The sequence below is a fragment of the Mesorhizobium sp. CU3 genome (assembly GCF_006442965.1).
GTDB lineage: Bacteria > Pseudomonadota > Alphaproteobacteria > Rhizobiales > Rhizobiaceae > Mesorhizobium.
In genome coordinates this window covers 43,583-61,910 of record NZ_VFWX01000008.1, presented here as the reverse complement: position 1 = coordinate 61,910, position 18,328 = coordinate 43,583, and the positions used below count along the sequence as shown (strand labels likewise).

Annotated in this window: 16 protein-coding genes; 10 read left to right on the top strand and 6 right to left on the bottom strand. The window is 63.6% G+C overall.

Annotation, left to right across the window (positions count from 1 at the left end):
* Positions 1–46: 46 nt before the first annotated feature.
* Positions 47–2,170, bottom strand: coding sequence for a methylmalonyl-CoA mutase (gene scpA, locus FJ988_RS13995; RefSeq protein WP_140818582.1), 2,124 nt, complete (start codon positions 2,168–2,170; stop codon positions 47–49).
* On the bottom strand, positions 2,167–3,609 hold the full coding sequence (locus FJ988_RS13990; RefSeq protein WP_140818580.1) for a methylmalonyl-CoA mutase family protein: 1,443 nt from the start codon (positions 3,607–3,609) through the stop codon (positions 2,167–2,169). Before FJ988_RS13990 ends, scpA begins: the two co-directional genes overlap by 4 nt.
* A 262-nt stretch (positions 3,610–3,871) precedes the next feature.
* Between FJ988_RS13990 and FJ988_RS13985 the strand changes: the two genes are divergently transcribed.
* Both FJ988_RS13985 and FJ988_RS13980 read left to right on the top strand, forming a co-directional pair.
* Positions 3,872–5,392, top strand: coding sequence for a helicase HerA-like C-terminal domain-containing protein (locus FJ988_RS13985; RefSeq protein WP_140818578.1), 1,521 nt, complete (start codon positions 3,872–3,874; stop codon positions 5,390–5,392).
* A 113-nt stretch (positions 5,393–5,505) separates the two neighbouring features.
* Complete coding sequence (locus tag FJ988_RS13980) at positions 5,506–6,288, top strand: hydroxypyruvate isomerase family protein (protein ID WP_140818576.1); 783 nt, start codon at positions 5,506–5,508, stop codon at positions 6,286–6,288.
* A gap of 204 nt (positions 6,289–6,492) precedes the next feature.
* On the opposite strand, the gene FJ988_RS13975 is transcribed toward FJ988_RS13980, so the two are convergent.
* Entirely contained in the window at positions 6,493–7,320 is an 828-nt protein-coding gene (locus FJ988_RS13975; protein WP_140818575.1) for a L,D-transpeptidase, read from the bottom strand.
* Positions 7,321–7,491: 171 nt separating this feature from the next.
* Positions 7,492–8,151: a haloacid dehalogenase type II gene (locus tag FJ988_RS13970; RefSeq protein ID WP_140818573.1), complete on the bottom strand. Its 660-nt coding sequence runs from the start codon at positions 8,149–8,151 to the stop codon at positions 7,492–7,494.
* A 252-nt stretch (positions 8,152–8,403) separates the two neighbouring features.
* Between FJ988_RS13970 and FJ988_RS13965 the strand changes: the two genes are divergently transcribed.
* From FJ988_RS13965 to FJ988_RS13945, 6 genes are all read left to right on the top strand, one after another.
* The gene (locus FJ988_RS13965) at positions 8,404–9,282 is read left to right on the top strand and encodes a branched-chain amino acid aminotransferase (RefSeq protein ID WP_140818571.1); all 879 of its coding nucleotides are present in this window, start codon (positions 8,404–8,406) and stop codon (positions 9,280–9,282) included.
* Positions 9,283–9,485: 203 nt separating this feature from the next.
* Positions 9,486–10,088, top strand: a complete 603-nt coding sequence (locus FJ988_RS13960; RefSeq protein ID WP_140818570.1) for a superoxide dismutase — start codon at positions 9,486–9,488, stop codon at positions 10,086–10,088.
* 158 nt (positions 10,089–10,246) lie between these two features.
* Positions 10,247–10,684, top strand: coding sequence for a cytochrome c (locus FJ988_RS13955; protein ID WP_140818568.1), 438 nt, complete (start codon positions 10,247–10,249; stop codon positions 10,682–10,684).
* A 9-nt stretch (positions 10,685–10,693) separates the two neighbouring features.
* Complete coding sequence (locus tag FJ988_RS13950) at positions 10,694–11,641, top strand: cytochrome c (protein ID WP_140818567.1); 948 nt, start codon at positions 10,694–10,696, stop codon at positions 11,639–11,641.
* Between the two features lie 89 nt (positions 11,642–11,730).
* Positions 11,731–12,120 carry an AMP-binding protein gene (locus FJ988_RS31165; RefSeq protein ID WP_246688536.1) on the top strand — a complete coding sequence of 130 codons (390 nt, stop codon included), beginning with the start codon at positions 11,731–11,733 and terminating at the stop codon, positions 12,118–12,120.
* Positions 12,117–14,324 carry an AMP-binding protein gene (locus FJ988_RS13945; protein ID WP_246688535.1) on the top strand — a complete coding sequence of 736 codons (2,208 nt, stop codon included), beginning with the start codon at positions 12,117–12,119 and terminating at the stop codon, positions 14,322–14,324. The genes FJ988_RS31165 and FJ988_RS13945 overlap by 4 nt, the downstream gene beginning before the upstream one ends.
* Positions 14,325–14,345: 21 nt before the next feature.
* Here FJ988_RS13945 and FJ988_RS13940 read toward each other — a convergent pair whose 3' ends face one another.
* Both FJ988_RS13940 and FJ988_RS13935 read right to left on the bottom strand, forming a co-directional pair.
* Complete coding sequence (locus FJ988_RS13940; protein ID WP_140818565.1) at positions 14,346–14,735, bottom strand: SET domain-containing protein; 390 nt, start codon at positions 14,733–14,735, stop codon at positions 14,346–14,348.
* A 118-nt stretch (positions 14,736–14,853) separates the two neighbouring features.
* The gene (locus FJ988_RS13935; protein ID WP_140818563.1) at positions 14,854–16,953 is read right to left on the bottom strand and encodes a S9 family peptidase; all 2,100 of its coding nucleotides are present in this window, start codon (positions 16,951–16,953) and stop codon (positions 14,854–14,856) included.
* 111 nt (positions 16,954–17,064) lie between these two features.
* On the opposite strand from FJ988_RS13935, the gene FJ988_RS13930 reads away from it, so the two are divergent.
* Positions 17,065–17,433 (top strand): SH3 domain-containing protein, encoded by a 369-nt coding sequence (locus tag FJ988_RS13930; RefSeq protein WP_140818561.1) that lies wholly within the window; start codon positions 17,065–17,067, stop codon positions 17,431–17,433.
* Positions 17,434–17,842: 409 nt separating this feature from the next.
* Positions 17,843–18,268, top strand: a complete 426-nt coding sequence (locus FJ988_RS13925; RefSeq protein WP_140818559.1) for a MucR family transcriptional regulator — start codon at positions 17,843–17,845, stop codon at positions 18,266–18,268.
* The last annotated feature ends 60 nt before the right edge of the window (positions 18,269–18,328 follow it).

Here is an 18,328-nt window from a genome sequence, read left to right as displayed (position 1 = left end):
ATTATAACGTCAAGCGCCAAATGTTGCAACAGCGATTATAACGGCGCTAACGCTCCGCCAGCAACCGATCCATCAACCGGTCCGCCGCTTCCGGGATCACCGTCCCCGGCGGAAAGATCTCCGCCGCGCCAGCCTGCAGCACCGCGTCATAATCCTGCGGCGGGATGACGCCGCCGGCGACGATCAGCATGTCGCCATGGCCGAGCTTCTTCAGCGCGTCCTTGAGCTCCGGGATCAGCGTCAGGTGCCCGGCGGCCAAGGAGGAGGCGCCGATGATGTCGACGCTGTGCTGCACCGCCAGTTTCGCGATCTCGTCCGGCGTCTGGAACATCGGCCCGACGGTGACGTCGAAGCCGAGATCGGCAAAGGCGCTGGCGATCACCTTCTGGCCGCGGTCGTGACCGTCCTGGCCCATCTTGGCGACCAGGATGCGCGGCTTGCCGCCGGATTTCTTCTCGAACGCCTCAATCTTTTCCTTGAGCCGGTCGACCGCCGGATTGTCGCCGAGCGCCTCGCGATAGACGCCGGAGATCGTCTGCACCGCCGCCGTGTGGCGACCGAACACTTTCTCCAGCGCCAGTGAAATCTCGCCGACCGTGGCGTTGGCCCGCGCCGCGCGGATCGCGAATTCGAGCAGGTTCTCGCCGCTTTCGGCCGCGCGGGTCAGCGCCACCAGCGCATCCTCCAGCGCGGCGACGTCGCGCGTGCCTTTCAGCCGCTGCAGCTTGGCCAACTGCCGGGCCTTCACCTCGGCATTGTCGATCTTCAGCACATCGACTTCGATGTCGGCCTGCGGCCGATGCGCGTTGACGCCGACCAGGATCTGCTCGCCGGAATCGATGCGCGCCTGGGTGCGCGCCGCCGCTTCCTCGATGCGCAGCTTCGGAATGCCTTGCTCGATCGCCGCCGCCATGCCGCCGAGGCTTTCCACCTCCTCGATATGGGCGAGCGCGCGCGCCGCCAGATCGTGCGTCAGCCGCTCGACATAGGCCGAGCCGCCCCACGGATCGATCATGCGCGTGGTGCCGGATTCCTTTTGCAGGATGAGCTGCGTGTTGCGCGCGATCCGCGCCGAATGGTCGGTCGGCAGCGCCATCGCCTCGTCGAAGGAATTGGTGTGCAGCGACTGCGTATGCCCCTGCGTCGCCGCCATCGCCTCGATCATGGTGCGGGTGATGTTGTTGTAGGGATCCTGCGCCGTCAGCGACCAGCCGGACGTCTGGCAATGGGTGCGCAGCGAGAGCGAGCGCTCGTCCTTCGGCGCAAAATTCTTCTGCATCAGGCTCGACCACAAAAGCCGCGCCGCCCTGAGCTTGGCGACCTCCATGAAGAAGTTCATGCCGATCGCCCAGAAGAAGGAGAGCCGCGGCGCGAAGCGGTCGATGTCGAGGCCGCCGGCAACGCCGGCGCGTGCATACTCGATGCCGTCGGCGATCGTATAGGCGAGCTCGAGGTCGGCGGTCGCGCCGGCTTCCTGCATATGGTAGCCGGAGATCGAGATCGAGTTGAACTTCGGCATATGTTTGGAGGTGTAGGCAAAAATGTCCGACACGATCCGCATCGAAGGTTTTGGCGGATAGATGTAGGTGTTGCGGACCATGAACTCCTTCAGAATGTCGTTCTGGATGGTTCCGGCTAGATCTTTCTGCGCGACCCCCTGCTCCTCCGCCGCCACGATGTAGAGCGCCATGATCGGCAGCACGGCGCCGTTCATGGTCATTGAGACCGTCATTTCGTTGAGCGGAATGCCGTCGAACAGCTGGCGCATGTCGAGGATGGAATCGATCGCCACGCCGGCCATGCCGACATCGCCGGCGACGCGCGGATGGTCGCTGTCATAGCCGCGATGGGTGGCAAGGTCGAAGGCGACCGACAGGCCTTTCTGGCCGGCGGCGAGATTGCGCCGGTAGAAGGCGTTGGATTCTTCCGCCGTCGAGAAGCCGGCATATTGCCTGATCGTCCAGGGCTGCTGGACATACATGGTCGGGTAGGGGCCGCGCACGAAGGGCGGCAGGCCCGGATAGGTGTCGAGATTGGCGAGACCCTTGAGATCGCCCTGGCCGTAAAGATGCCTCACGGCGATGCCTTCCGGCGTCATCCGCTGGCCCTTGAGCTCAACCGGCGCGCGTTTGGGCGCCGACCAGCCGATCCGGCTGAAATCCGGAATCATGATCCGGCTCCGATCGACTGGTCGATGCGGACCGGAAACAGCGGCTCGCAGGTGGCGACGCCTTCGGTCAGCGCCGGCCGCCGTTCGGCCGGCAACGTCTCGACCGGGCGCTCGTTCGGCGCGCGGAAGAGCGTCGTGCCGACAATGCCGCGTTCGCCCGCCCGGTAGGCGGCGTTGCGCCTGGCGGCTGCGGTCTGCACGCGGTTCTGGATATAGCCCTGCTGCAGGCTGGCGAGCACGCCGCCCTCCGCCTCGATGCGCTGGAATTCCGCCCAGGCAGCCGCGCAGAGCTCGTCGGTCAGCGCCTCGACCGCGCCGGAGCCGCTGACCGGATCGGCGACATGGTAGAGGTGGCTTTCATGCGCCATGACGAGCTGCGCGTTGCGGGCGACGCGGCGGGCAAATCCGGCGGGCAACCCGTGCGCGATCGTATGCGGCAGGATCGAGATGGAATCGGCGCCGCCGGTCGCGGCGGCGAAAGCCGCGATGGCGGTGCGCAGGATGTTGGTCTCCGGGTCGGCCATCGTCATCATGCGATAGGAGGTCTCGGCATGCACGCTCGCGGTCGAGGCCGGGATCGAGCAGGTCTCCTGGATGCGCGCCCAGAGCGTGCGCAGCGCGCGCACCTTGGCGATCGAGACGAACTGATCCTGGTCGACGCTGAGCGCGAAGCCGATATGGGGGGCCGCGTAGACCAGCGGCTGGCGCGCCTTCTCGAACATCCTCAAATAAGAGATGGCCGAGGCCATCATCGTGCCGAGCTCCTGCGCCTCTGTGGCGCCGGCATTGTGGAAGACGCGGCCGTCCGCCTCGAGCAGCACGCCCGGCACGCCCATCGAGAAGAAATGCGCCAGCGACTGCGGCATCGATTCCTGCAGCGCCTCGATCGAGGTGCGCAGCCGCCCGGTGCCGGCGAAGATCGCCGCCGGGTCGATGCCGAAGGACAGATTGAGTTTGGCCGGATCGGAGCGGCGGCGGCTCAAGAATGCCAGCAGCCAGTCGGCGACGGCGCGGCTCCAGGGATGGGCGTCGATGCGCACCTGCACACGGTTGAGCGGCACGCCGTCGAGCACCGCCTCCAACGCTTCCGCGGTGCGCGGCAGGCCATAGCCGAACGCGTTGGGCGCGCCCTCGAAGACCAGCGACAGGCCGGTCGCGCCCTGGGCGATGTCTTCCAGCGCCTGCGCGCTGGCGCGTGCGGTGTCGGGGTCGTCGACGCGCTGGCTGACGATCCACGGCGCCGTCGGATTGGTGCGCAGCAGCGGTTCGGAGGCAGCGGAGCGTTCGCTGAGCGGCTCGATGCGGATGCCGTCGTCGGTGTGCGAAACGAGCTTGTCGTCGAACGCACTGCCGGCAAGTGCCTTCTCGGCCAGCGCCTGCCAACGCTTGGCGTCCGGGTTCGGAAGGTCGACATCCCTGGTCATGGCGCCGGCGCCCATCGCTCTCCTCGTCTTTTGGCCGCATCGGCCGGTACCGGCCAATCTAAGGTCACCGTCCGGATATCACAATGTGCCATCCGGCCACGTTCGCGTGCGGCCAGCTAACCGATTGCCAAACATGCGCAAAATGCGCAAGCGCCGAGCGCCGATTTCGGCCGGCGACCCGACCACGCTACCACTTTCAGGCATTGTCGCTGGGCGCTCGCCTGACTATACCTCGGACGAGGCTTTTTTCACGAAACGGATTGCGGAGACCGGACATATGGCTGACGAAACCTCGATCTTCATCGGCGCCAGCCGCAAGCCCGACGATTCCTATCAGCGCGCCGAAGAGCTCCTGCTGCGCTACGGCAATCGCCACGGCCTGATCACCGGCGCCACTGGCACCGGCAAGACGGTCAGCCTGCAGGTTCTGGCCGAGGGCTTTTCCAATGCCGGCGTGCCGGTCTTCTGCGCCGACATCAAGGGCGACCTTTCCGGCATCGCCATGATGGGCGAGGCCAAGGATTTCCTGGTCAAGCGCGCCGGGCAGGTCAAGCTCGACCCTTACCAGTTCCAGGAATTCCCGGTCATCTTCTGGGACCTGTTCGGCGAGCAGGGCCATCCGATCCGCGCCACCATCTCCGAGATGGGGCCGCTGCTTTTATCGCGACTGATGAACCTCACCGATGCGCAGGAAGGCGTCATGAACATCGCCTTCCGCATCGCCGACGAGGAAGGTCTGCTCTTGCTCGATTTGAAGGACCTGCAGGCGCTGCTGGCCAACATCGCCGAGCGTTCGGACGAGCTCAGCGCCCGCTATGGCAACGTCACCAAGCCTTCGGTTGGCGCCATCCAGCGCACGCTGCTGGTGCTGGAGCAGCAGGGTGCCGCGAATTTCTTCGGCGAGCCGGCGCTGCGCATCGCCGATATCATGCGCACGACCCGCGACGGGCGCGGCGCGGTCAGTGTGCTCGCCGCCGACAAGCTGATGATGAACCCCAGGCTTTATGCCACCTTCCTGCTCTGGCTGATGTCGGAGCTGTTCGAGGAACTGCCCGAGGTCGGCGACCTCGACAAGCCGAAGCTGGTCTTCTTCTTCGACGAGGCGCATCTGTTGTTCGAGGATGCTCCGAAAGTGCTGATCGACCGTGTCGAGCAGGTGGTGCGGCTGATCCGCTCCAAGGGCGTCGGCGTCTATTTCGTCACCCAGAACCCACTCGATATCCCAGAGAAAGTGCTCGCCCAGCTCGGCAACCGCGTCCAGCACGCTTTGCGCGCCTATACGCCGCGCGAGCAGCAGGCGGTGCGCACGGCGGCCGACACGTTCCGGCCCAATCCCGATTTCGACTGCGCCACCGCCATCACCCAGCTCGCCACCGGCGAGGCGCTGGTCTCGACGCTGGAGGACAAGGGCGTGCCGGCCATGGTCCAGCGCACGTTGATCCGGCCGCCATCCTCGCGGCTGGGACCCATCACGCCGGACGAGCGCCGCAAGCTGATCGCGCAGAGCCCGGTCGCCGGCCAGTACGACCAGATGGTCGACCGCGAATCGGCCTTCGAGATCCTGCAGAAGAAGACCAAGGAGGCGCAGGACGCCGAAGCGCAGGCGCCGCAGCAGAACAGCGGCTCGCGCTGGACGATTCCCGGCTTCGACGATGTGCTGGGAACCGGCAACCGGCGCTCCTCCAACCGCCAGACCGTGGCCGAGGCCGCGATCAAGTCTGTGGTGCGCTCGGTCGGCTCTTCCGTCGGCCGAGCCATCGTGCGCGGCATTCTGGGCAGCCTGTCGCGGGGGCGGTGAGCTGTCTCCTCGATTTGAGCCAATTCCGGACAGAAGGCGCGCGCCGACCTGCGTGAACCTCAAAACTTACAAAACCAAGGTCGAGAACGGCCGCGTGCATATCGAGATCTGACATGTCCGACACCTTTGTCTTTGCCGCCTGCGCCGAAATGCTGTGGCGCGACAAGCCGATGGAATTCCGCGTCAGGCGGCTCACCGAACTGGGCTTCCAGGTCGGGCTCTGGAATTGGCCGGAGCATGATCTCGCCATGCTCGAAAAATCCGGCGCGACCTTCTCGATCATGAACGGCTATCTCAGTGGCCGGCTGGCCGACGACGAGGGCGCCGCCGAACTTTTGAAGACGGCGAAGGAGACGGCGGCGGTCGGCAAGCGGCTGGGCGTCGCGCGGCTCAATCTGCACGGCACCGGACTGGGCGAGGGCGGGCTGCCGGTCACGCCTTGCGATACGGTGACCGGGGCGATGTGGCTGAAGGCCCGCGACACGCTGAATCGCATCGCCGATCTCGCTGAGGCCGAGGGCGTCACCTTCACGCTGGAGAATCTCAACCTGCCCGTCGATCATCCCGGCGTGCCCTTCGCGCGCGCCGAGGACACGCTGGCGCTGGTGTCGAGTGTCAACCGGGCGGGTCTGCGCCTCAACCTCGACCTCTACCATGCGCAGATCGGCGAGGGGAATCTGATCGAACTCTGCCGCGCTTGCCTGCCCTGGATCGGCGAGGTGCAGGTGGCCGACGTGCCGGGGCGCATGGAGCCGGGCACCGGCGAGATCAACTATCGCGGCATCGCCAGCGCGCTCAAGGATATGGGCTATCGCGGGCCGGTCGGCATGGAAGCCTTCGCTTCCGGCGATCCCGAAGCTGCGCTCGAGGCCTTCCGCAACGCGTTCACCATCTAAGGGAAAAATGGTCACCAAGAACGACCGGCCGACCCGTCGCGAAATCCGCGCGATGACGCGCGCGGACAGAAGATCTCCATGCTCTACGTCACCACGCTCGAGGAAGCCGCGGCAGCGCGGCCGCATCGCCGCCTATCGCGAGTTCAAGGCCGAGCTTGGTCTATAGGCGGCCGAAGGCGCCCTATCGACCGCGTTCGGGACCGATCACAAGATCGCGTCACCCAATCGCTTCACCGGGCCGAGCAGGATCGAGCCGGTCGGCACGCCATTGTCGATCGGGATAGCGCGGCGTTCCGGCATGTCGGCCACCGGCGCGCCGACATCGGCGGTCACGATCACCGGCGTCTTGGTCGGCACGCGGTCGTAGAGGTCGATGATGTCCTGGTTCATCAGGCGCACGCAGCCCGACGACACCGATTTGCCGATCGACCACCATTCGGGCGAGCCGTGCAGACGGTAGAGCGTGTCCTGGTTGCCCTGGAAGAGGTAAAGCGCACGCGCGCCCAGCGGGTTCTTCAGGCCGCCCGGCATGCCGCCGTTCTTGGCACTGTATTGCGTGAGTTCCGGCTGGCGCGCGACCATCTCGTCCGGCGGCGTCCATTTCGGCCATTTCTGCTTCCACTGCACGACCGCGTCGCCCGACCATTCGAAGCCGGCGCGGCCGAGGCCGACGCCGTAGCGGATCGCCTGGCCGCCTTCGCGCACCAGATAGAGGAAGTGTCCAGTGGTATCGACGACGATGGTGCCCGGTCGCTGTCCGGTCGGGTCGGGCACGATCTGGCGCAGGAACTGGTGATCGATCTTTCTGATCGGGATGGGCGGCAGGTCGAAGCCATTGTCCGACATCGCGCCATACATCGTCTCATAGTCGCCGAGCGGCGGCTCGACATAGGCCTGAGGCGGCGGCGTCTGGATGGGCGCGGGACCCTGATCGCTGGTGGTGGTGCAGGCCGAAACAGCGGCCGAAGCAGCGCCAAGCGCCGTCAGATTGAGGAAGCCACGGCGGCTGAGGCGAAAGGAAGCGTCTGACATGGTTGCCTTTTCTAGGTCTTAATCTGCAAGAAAGCATGAATGCGAGGTTCTGTCGCCGGCGCCATCCATAACAGTCGGCGGTGATAGGCGGTTCCAATTCTGGCCTGAGGGTGGACAGAAAAAGGCGAAGCTGTGACCGCGCCACATCTGTTGCGCTGCAGCAACAGAGGTTCAGCTACCCAGAAGCCCTTCCAGTGAGGGCAAGATCAGCCCCGGCGGAAAATCCCGGTATTCGTCCGGCTGGTTGGCGCGGTTGATCCACACCGTGCGGAAACCGAATTTCGCAGCGCCCGCTACATCCCAGCGGTTGGACGACTGGAACGACACCGCTCCCGGATAGAGCCGCCAGGAGGTTACCACCATGTCGTAGACCGAGGGATCGGTCTTGAAGCGCTTGACCTGATCCACCGAGAAAACGTCGTCGAGGATCTGGTCGAGCGCGGCGGACTTGACTGCGGCGTCGAGCATTTCCCGCGAGCCGTTGGAGAGGATCGCTGTTTTCGCGCCTGATGCCTTGAGCGCCTTCAGCACCGCCGGCACTTCCGGATAGCAGTCGAGCCGCCAATAGGCTTCGAGGAGTTTGGTCCTCAGCGCCGGGTCGGCCGACGGCACCTTCTTCAGCGCAAAGTCCAGCGACTGTTCGGTCAACTGCCAGAAGTCGGCATAGGAACCCATCAGCGTCCTGACCCAGGAATATTCGAGCTGCTTGGCGCGCCAGATCTCCGACAGCAATTGCCCGTCCGGCCCGATCTCGCCGGCATGGCGGCGCACGGCGGCGTGCACGTCGAACAACGTGCCGTAGGCGTCGAAGACATAGGCCGGATGATGCATGCAGGTGTTTTGAGGCGAGGATGCGCGCCGCGCAAGCGCTGATTGCGGCTTAATGCATGTCGCCCAAAAGTGTGTCCCGGTTTTGGGAGACCGACATTCATCAAACAATAGACTTGCAGAGCGTTGCCCGATCTTTCGGGCGACGCTCTGTAACTAACGCTGGCCTCAACGATTTTTGCCGATGTCGGTTGACGCCGGCCGTCAAAGCATCGTCCTATGCCGGCCCAAATTCATCCATCGGGACGGCAGACGATGACACTGGCGGCAGCGGCTCAAACCGCGACTTGGACCTATGTGGACGGCGACTGGTACGAGGGCAACGTCGCGATCCTCGGGCCGCGCAGCCACGCCATGTGGCTCGGCACCAGCGTCTTCGACGGCGCCCGCTGGTTCGAGGGCGTGGCGCCCGATCTCGAACTGCATTCGGCGCGCGTCAACGCCTCGGCCACCGCGCTCGGCCTGCAGCCGTCGATGACGGTCGAGGAGATCGTCGCGCTCACCTGGGACGGCCTGAAGAAATTCGACGGCAAGACCGCCGTCTATATCAGGCCGATGTATTGGGCCGAGCATGGCGGCTATATGGGCGTGCCCGCCGATCCGGCCTCGACCCGCTTCTGCCTTTGCCTCTACGAATCGCCGATGATCCCGCCATCCGGCTTCTCGATCGGCGTCTCGCCGTTCCGGCGTCCGACCATCGAGACCATGCCGACCAACGCCAAGGCCGGCTGCCTCTACCCCAACAACGGCCGCGCCATCCTTGAGGCCAAGAGCCGCGGCTTCGACAACGCGCTGGTGCTCGACATGCTGGGCAATGTCGCCGAGACCGGCACCTCCAACATCTTCCTGGTCAAGGACGGTCACGTGATGACGCCGGCGGCCAACGGCACGTTCCTCTCCGGCATCACCCGCTCGCGCACCATCAACCTGCTTGCCGACTACGGTTTCCGGACAACCGAAAAGGCCCTGTCGATCCGCGATTTTCTCGGAGCCGACGAAATTTTTTCGACCGGCAACCACTCTAAGGTCGTGCCGGTCACGCGCATCGAAAACCGCGATCTGCAGCCTGGACCGGTGGCCAAGAAGGCGCGCGAGCTTTATTGGGATTGGGCGCACGCGACTTCCGCCGCCTGAGCGGTTGGAGTTTCAGCGTTTCATAGAACGGCGAACCACTCTTTCTCCTGTTTGATGCAATTCAAGACGGAAAACCCTTTCACACTTTTCCGCGAATTGCTCTAAAGTCGCTCGGCGCTTCATTCCGGAGTTGCCCCAACCCATTCCAGACCTATCTAAGTTCGGTAGTTTCACCGGATTTTTTCCTCGAGGGAGTACCATCCATGGCTTTTGAGTTGCCTGCTTTGCCTTACGACTATGAGGCGCTTCAGCCCTATATGTCGAAGGAGACGCTGGAGTATCACCACGACAAGCACCACAAGGCCTATGTCGACAACGGCAACAAGCTCGCCGCCGAGGCTGGGATGGGCGACCTGTCGGTCGAAGAGGTGGTCAAGCAGTCCTTCGGCAAGAATGCCGGGCTCTTCAACAACGCCGCCCAGCACTACAACCACATCCACTTCTGGAAGTGGATGAAGAAGGGCGGCGGCGGCAACAAGCTGCCGGGCGCGCTGCAGAAGGCCTTCGACAGCGATCTCGGCGGGTACGACAAGTTCAAGGCCGATTTCATCGCCGCCGGCACCACCCAGTTCGGCTCCGGCTGGGCCTGGGTCTCGGTCAAGGACGGCAAGCTCGCGATCTCGAAGACCCCGAACGGCGAGAACCCGCTGGTTCATGGCGGCTCGCCGATCCTCGGCGTCGACGTCTGGGAGCACTCCTACTACATCGACTACCGCAACGCGCGGCCGAAATATCTCGAGGCCTTCGTCGACAGCCTGATCAACTGGGACCACGTCCTGGAGCTTTACGAGAAGGCCAAGGGTTGACAAAATGCCCGAAAAGCCCCGGCGTGCCGGGGCTTTTCTTTTTCAGACAAGGAGGAACAGCAGGGGCCAGCAAAATCGTCACATCGACTGGGAATAATCCCATTGTGACGCCCGTTAACGTCTAGTCGTGAACTGTCTTCATCCATGGAGCCAATTGAATGAGAAAGCTTGTCATCGCCATCTCTATGCTCGCCTTTGCCGGTTCGGCCGCTTACGCCGATCCGATCAAGGATCGCCAGGCCCTGATGAAGGAGCGCGGCAAGCTTGCCGGCGAGATATCGAAGATGGTCAAGGGCGAGACGCCCTTCGATGGCGCCGCCGCATTGGACGCGCTGAAGGCGATGCAGGCCAATGCCGAGAAGTTCGACGTCGACACGCTGTTCCCGGCCGGCTCCGACAAGGGCGACACCACCGCCGCGCCCAAGATCTGGGAGGACATGGCCGGCTTCAAGGCCGCGGAGGACAAGTTCCTGGCCGATACCAAGGCCGCGGTCGCTTCCCCGCCGGCCGATGCCGACGCGCTGAAGGCGCAGCTCAACACGCTTGGCGGCGATTGCGGCGCCTGCCACCAGACCTACCGGATCAAGAAGAGCTGACCGCCTGATATGGCCTGGCTGAAGAAGCTCGTCGGCGCCGCCATCGTGCTTGGCGGCGCTGCGGCTGTTGCCGGCTGGTTTCTGTCGGCGCCGGTCGGGCTCGATGCGGCGACCGTCTCGCAGCTTGCGCCGGGCGACGCTGCAAGAGGCAAGCGTATCTTCTATGCCGGTGGCTGCACTTCATGCCATTCGAAGCCCGGCGCGCAAGGCGACGCCCGCCTCGAACTCGTCGGTGGGCTGGAGCTGAAGACGCCGTTCGGCACCTTCGTGCCGCCCAACATCTCGCAGGATGCCAAGGATGGCATCGGCGCCTGGAGCGAGGAAGATTTCGCCACCGCCATGCTGAAGGGTGTCTCGCCCAGCGGCGAGAATTTCTACCCGGCCTTTCCCTATACTTCTTACGCGCGCATGAAGCTGGAGGACATCGCCGACCTCTATGCCTTCATGAAGACGCTGCCGGCGGTGGCCGGCAAGGCGCCGGACCACAAGCTATCCTTCCCCTTCAACATCCGCCGCGGCATTGGGCTGTGGAAGCGCCTCTATCTCAGCCCCGAGCCAGTGATCGCGCTGCCTGACGGCACGCCGGACAAGGTGCTCGCCGGCCGCTACCTCGTCGAGGGCCCGGGACATTGCGGCGAGTGCCACACCCCGCGCGACCTCGCCGGCGGCGTCAAGAAGGCTGAATGGCTGGCCGGCGCCGTGGCCGCCGAAGGCTCGGGCGTCGTGCCCAACATCACCTCGGGCGAGGGCGGTATCAAGGACTGGTCCGAGGCCGATATCGCCAACTATCTCGAAACCGGCTTCACGCCCGACTTCGATTCCGTTGGCGGCGCCATGGTCGAGGTCCAGAAGAACATGGCGCAACTGACCGCCGACGACCGCGCCGCCATCGCCGCCTATCTCAAGGCGGTGCCGACGCATCCGAACGGTTATCCGGCGCGCAAGCCGGCAGATTGAAGAACCACTGCCGTCCAGAATTAGTTGACTTCAATACTCATGTATCATAGGCGCTTCGACCAGTTGTCTGGCAGTCTGAAGCTCGCCCAATGCCTTCCATCGACCTTGTGTCCGAAATCGCCCGGGGCGAGGCGCGCACCGCGCTTGTTTTTGCCGACGGGCGGGCGCTCTCCTATGCGGATCTCGACCGCCTGACGCTGCAGTTCGCCGCTCGTTTGGGGCAGGCCGAAAAGCAACTCGTAGCCATCTCGGCCCAGTCATCCGAGCATGCTGTCGTCGCTTATCTCGCGTCTCTGCGGGCCGGGCATGCCGTGGCCATGCTGCCGCCTTGCGATGAGAGGCTGTGGGACGAGTTTGTGGCGACCTTCGAGCCGGATTTCACCTACCGCCAAAAGATGGCCGCTGGCGCCTCGTCAGGGAGACTCGGTCTTCGGGAAATGCGGAGCCGCTGCACCCAGACCTCGCACTGCTCCTCATGACCTCAGGCAGTTCGGGCGCTGCCAAGGCGGTACGACTTTCCTACGCAAACCTCGATGCCAATGCGCGCTCGATTGCAGACTATCTCGAACTCTCTCCAACGGACCGGGCGGCTTTGGTCCTGCCGCTTCATTATTCCTACGGCCTGTCGGTTCTGAACTCGCATCTGGTTGCAGGCGGCAGCATCCTGTTTCCCGGCGTCTCGGTCATGAGTAGCGATTTCCCTGGAATAATCGCTGATGGCGGCTGCACGAATCTTGCCGGCGTGCCGTACTCCTATGAACTCCTAGAGCGGGCGCGCTTCCGTGCCGCCGATCTGAAGGCGCTGCGTATGATGACGGTGGCCGGTGGAAAGCTTAGCCCCGACCTCATCGCCCTCTATCGCGATCACATGCTCGCCAGGGGCGGCCGCTTCTTCGTCATGTACGGCCAGACCGAGGCGACGGCACGCATCGCCTTCGTGCCACCGGAAAGCCTTTCGGACACTGAGGAAAGGATCGGCATCGCCATCCCCGGGGGCGGGCTGAGCCTGATCGACGACGAGGGCCAGACGATCCGGCAACCGGGCACGCCTGGCGAACTCGTCTATCGCGGCCCGAATGTGATGATGGGCTACGGAACCCGGCGCTGCGACCTCGCGCGCGGCGCCGAACTCCAGGCGTTGAATACCGGCGAAATCGCGGTCAGCGATGAGCAGGGCTTCTTCCGCATCGTCGGGCGCAAGAGCCGCTTCGCCAAGATTGCGGGTCTCAGGATCGGCTTCGATGTCATGGAGCGGGTTCTGGAGCGGGCAGGTATCGCTGCTGCGGTGCTTGGCGACGATCGCGGTTTACATGCCTACGTGACCGATGCCGGCACAACCGAAAGCGCGCGTCGCGTCCTCGTCGAGGCCAGCCGACTCCCGGCCAATCTCGTTTTCGTGGCGGCGCGCCCAAACCTGCCCAGACTGCTCTCGGGCAAGGTCGACTATGCATGTCTAGACAGGGAGAGACTTAAAACGCCGACTGAGACTCGCTCCGAGACGGAAGGCGTGCTCGGAGCCTATCGTCGCGTCTTTTATCCCATCGCAGTCGGCCGCAACGACAGCTTCGTTTCCCTCGGCGGGGATTCTCTTCGCTATCTACAACTGGTCATGGAGCTTGAGCGGCTCGGCGTGGGTTTGCCGGACGGCTGGCAACACTTGCGGATCGCCGAACTTGGCAGCCGCAAGGGGCCGATGCCCGGCAAGTGCAGGGAGCTCGGCGGGTTCCCGACCGATCTGCTCCTGAGGGCGATGGCCATCCTGCTGGTGGTGATACATCATGAGACGCTGTGGCCCATCCCCGGCGGATCGGGCGTGATGATGCTGCTCGTCGGCTTCAGCCTGGCACGCTTCCAGTCGAGACATTTCCTGGGCGGTCGGCTTCGACAGGCGCTCAGGCCCGCGATCGACGTCCTTGTTCCCTATGTCCTCATCGTGGCTGCCTACGCGGTCGCCTGGCAGACAATACCTTGGGCTTCGATAACGCTTAGCGGGAATTTCGGCTATGCCGAACCTGAACGCCACGAGATGGTGCCCTATCTTTACTGGTTCATCGAGGCTTATGCGCAGACCGTCCTCGTCTTTTCCCTCGTCTTCCTCGTGCCGGCCATGCGCAGGCTCGCGCTATCGCACGGCTTCGCCTTCTCCGTCGGCCTGCTCGGCTTTGCCGTCGCCGCGCGCATGGTCATCCCGCTATTCATCGACATCGGCAATCGCCAGATCTTTGCGATCTACTGGGTCTATCATATCGCCGTCTTCGGTTGGTGCGCAGGTTTTGCCGACAACACTGCAAGAAGGCTTGCTTTGACGGGGCTTGCCGCGGTGGTGCTCGGCTATCTCGCCTTCTGGGAGTCGGTTTGGTTCGGGACCACGATCAAATATCTGATCGTCTTTGGCGCGCTCTTGGCCCTTCTTTACCTGCCGCGCATACCCCTGCCGGCGATGGCCGGGCGTGTAGTGGTGCTGATCGCCGTCTCGGCATTTCCGATCTACCTGTTCCACCGCTTCGTTCCGGAGCTGTTGATGGCCCCATTCGCACACGCGCTCCCGGCGCCGGTCTTTCAGGTGCTGGCGATTGGCGGCGGGATCGCTGCAGGCATCATCGCCGGCAAGGCGCTGGTCGGTGTCCGCAGCCTCAGGGGTAGATTTGGTGCGGGGCGCCAGCCGCAATTGCGCTCTGCTTAACCCGGGCCGGGCAAATCCGCGTCAAAGGTGGCGGTCGCCGAGGAAATCGAAGCCGTCTTCGAAGAAGTGGTGGTAGCTGCAGGTCAGTTCCTCGCCGGGCGCGATGTCGCGCAGCGCATAGGTTTCCTCCGGCGTGGAGACGTCGCAGTTCGGATCGTCGTCGTGGTTCATGTAGCGCGCGTCGTCGGCCTCGAAGACGATGAAGCTGGGGTCGCGCCGGTCCGGATAGGAATAGCGGTCGAGATAGGATTTTATCGGACCGGTCTGGCTCTCATAGGTGTCGACGGGGATGCGCCGGTCGAACCGAGCGTCGAGCTTCCAGACCAGCGTGCCTTTGGCTATGCGGTTCCTGGCAAACACGCCGATGCCCTGGATGGCGGATTTGTCGAGATAGGTGTCGACGAGAAGCATGATGGACCTTGTAAATCGATGGGCGACGCGGCCCTAAAAACAGGCCGCGCCAAAACCGACGGCGCCCAAATGGCGGTGGATTGCGTAGCGCGCGCGCCGAGCAATTGCGAGTGGAAAATCAGGCCTTGCCGGTCACTTTCAAGGCATAGGCGTAAATGTAGGCGATCTCCTCCAGCCGCGAGAAACGGCCTGAGGCACCGGCATGGCCGGAATCCATGTTGATCTTGAACAGAACCGGGTTGTCGCCCGCCTTGCGCTCGCGCAGCTTGGCCACCCATTTGGCCGGTTCCCAATAGGTGACGCGAGGGTCGGTCAGGCCGGCCAACGCCAGGATCGGCGGATAGTCGAGCGCCTGGACATTGTCGTAAGGCGAGTAGGCGGCGATGGTGTCGTAGTCCTTGGCCGAGGCGATCGGGTTGCCCCATTCCGGCCACTCCGGCGGCGTCAGCGGCAGGCTGGCATCGAGCATGGTGGTCAGCACGTCGACGAACGGCACCTCCGCGACGATGCCGCCGAAATCGCCCGGCGCCATGTTGGCGATCGCGCCCATCAGCATGCCGCCGGCCGAGCCGCCTTGCGCGACGATGCGGTCATGCCGCGTGTAACGCTCGGCGACGAGATGGCGGCCGCAGGCGATGAAATCGGTGAACGTATTCATCTTTTGTGCGCGCTTGCCATCGTCATACCAGCCATAGCCCTTGTCCTTGCCGCCACGCACATGCGCGATGGCGAAGACGAAGCCGCGGTCGACCAGCGAGAACCAGTTGGTGTTGAACGCCGCCGGCACGGTGATGCCGTAGGAGCCGTAGCCGTAGAGCAGGCAGGGCGCCGAGCCGTCCAGCGGCGTGTCGCGGTGGTGCAGCAGCGAGATCGGCACCAACTCGCCATCGGCGGCAGGCGCCATGAGCCGGCGGGTGACGTACTGCTCCGGGTCGTGGCCGGAGGGCACTTCCTGCGTCTTCAGCAGCACCCGTTCGCGGGTACGCATATTGTAGTCGAAGATCTGCGCCGGCGTCGTCATCGACGAATAGGTGAAGCGCATCGTCTCGGTGTCGTATTCGTAGGCGCCGGAAAGCCCGAGCGAGAACGCTTCCTCATCGAAGGAAATGAAATGCTCCTCGCCGCTTTCGCGCTCGCGCACCACGATGCGCGGCAACCCTTCCTTGCGCTCGAGTCTCACCATGTGGTGCTTGAAGCCCAGCACCGACAGGATCAGCCGCCCCGGCTCATGCGCAACCAGTTCCTGCCAGTTGGCGCGAACCGGGTTTGCGACCGGCGCGGTCATGATCTTGAAGTCCTTGGCGCCGTCGGCATTGGTGAGGATGAAGAAAACGTCGCCGCCTTCCTCGAGGTCATACTGCAGCCCGGTCTCGCGCACCGCCACCAGCTTCGGTTCGGCGGATGGGTCGCTGGCCGGTAGCAGACGGTATTCGGACGTCTCATGATCGTTGATGCCGATCATGATCCAGTCATTGGCGCGTGTGCCGCTGACATCCATGAAGAAACCCGGATCGGTCTCCTCATAAATCAGCCGGTCATTTTCAGGCTTGTCGCCGAGCGCGTGGAAGAACACCTTTGAGGGCCGATGGTTGTCGTCGAGCCTCGTGTAGAAGACGCCGTCATCGCCGGCGTTCCACACGCCGCCGCCACCCGTGTCCGGGATCCGATCGGCGAGTTCCTTGCCGCTGGCAAGATCGCGGACGCAGAGCGTGAAGAATTCCGAGCCCTTGTCGTCGAAGGCCCAGAGCAGCTTGTTGTGGTCGGCCGAATGGTCGACGCCGCCGAGCCGGAAATAGGCCCTGCCTTCGGCCTCCGCGTCGCCGTCGAGCAGGATCGTCTCGGCGCCGCCGTCACGCGGCGTGCGAAAATAGCGCGGCTGTTCGCCACCGAGCTTGAAGGACGAGCCATAGGCGTAAGCGCCGTCCTTCATCGGCACGGTCGAGTCGTCTTCCTTGATGCGGCCCTTCATTTCGGAAAACAGCTTGCCGCGCAGATCCGCCGTGTCGGCCATCAGCACGGCCTGATAGGCATTCTCCGCCTCGAGATGCGCGCGGATGCCAGCGTCGAGCAGGGAAGGGTCCCTGAACACCGCCTGCCAGTTGTCCGCCCGCATCCAGGCATAATCGTCTTTGCGCGTGATGCCGTGATGCGTGTCGGAGACCGGATGCTTTTCAGGCTGAGGCGCGGTGGCGGTCGGAAAGGCGGAAGCTTTGGTCATTTCGGCTCGCATTGTATTTTGCTTGAATGGCAGGTGAACATGCCGCTCAGCAGCTGTTCAAGGGGCGGGGTTCAAACGGATATACGTGAAGGTGTTTTGAAGGGGGAAAAGATGAAATCCTGGGTTCGCGCAACCGTTGCCTGCGCTGTCTTCTCGACGGTCCTGGCTCTTGCAGGCCAGTCTCATGCAACCGTCTTCGCCGCTTGGCAAGTGGCGGGCGTGCCGTTCGGCGATACGCTGAACGCGCGAAAATATCCATCGAATGCCTCGCAGAAACAGGCAGCCTATCCCGACGGCGCTGTGCTGCAGATGACCGGCCGCTGCACCGGCGGCGTGAACCTGCTCGACATCGCCGGCCAGCCGAAATGGAAGCAGCGGCAGGCGATCCGCTATCGCTGGTGCGAGGTCTGGCACGACCCGGCCGGCAACGGCCATTTCGTGACGGGTTGGGTCTACGGCAAATACATCGCGCCCTATTGAGGACTTCTATTGCCTTACTGCCGGGCTGACACAGATATTCACGTGCGCCTCGCACGGGAGGATTTCCGGCCGGCGTAAAATGAGGGTTCAAGCATTGACCAAGCATTGAATACATCGTGAGGTTGCAGCCGGATGTCTAACGAGCTGCTTACGCAACGTCACCGCATGCCGCTTGGGCTGGAAAAATCTCGCGAAGTTACACGATGCACGAATTTTTGAAGCTGAATCGGCAATAGTTGATGAATATCGGTGAAACTAAATCAATAGGCGAATTGACTTACTTGAAACTCAGCGCCATGAAGATAACCGACGCGAATCGCGGGGCCTTTCCTGAACGAAATTCGCGCAATGCCCAATCCTCAAAAAAGGGCGCAGTTTTAGAAACAACTCTCGTTGGGGTCTGAGAACTATGGAAATCGTCGAAACACCTTCGAAAACCGGTGACGCGCTGATCGAGCTTACCGCCGATGTCGTCGCCGCCTATGTCAGCAACAACCCTGTTCCGGTCGGCGAACTGCCGAACCTGATTGCCGATGTCCATGCCGCGCTTGGCCGCGTCGGCGGCTCGCCCGAACAGCCGTCGGCCGAGAAGCAGAAGCCGGCCGTCAACCCGAAGCGTTCCGTGCATGACGACTACATCGTCTGCCTCGAGGACGGCAAGAAGTTCAAGTCGCTGAAGCGTCACCTGATGACCCACTACAACCTCACGCCGGAAGAATATCGCGAGAAGTGGGGCCTGGACGCCAACTATCCGATGGTCGCTCCCAATTATGCGGCCGCGCGTTCGCAACTCGCCAAGAAGATGGGTCTCGGCCGCAAGCGCAAGGGCCGCTGACAGGCTCGGCACTTCTCAAACATTCGACGGCGCCCTCGCGGCGCCGTTTTGCTTTCAGAG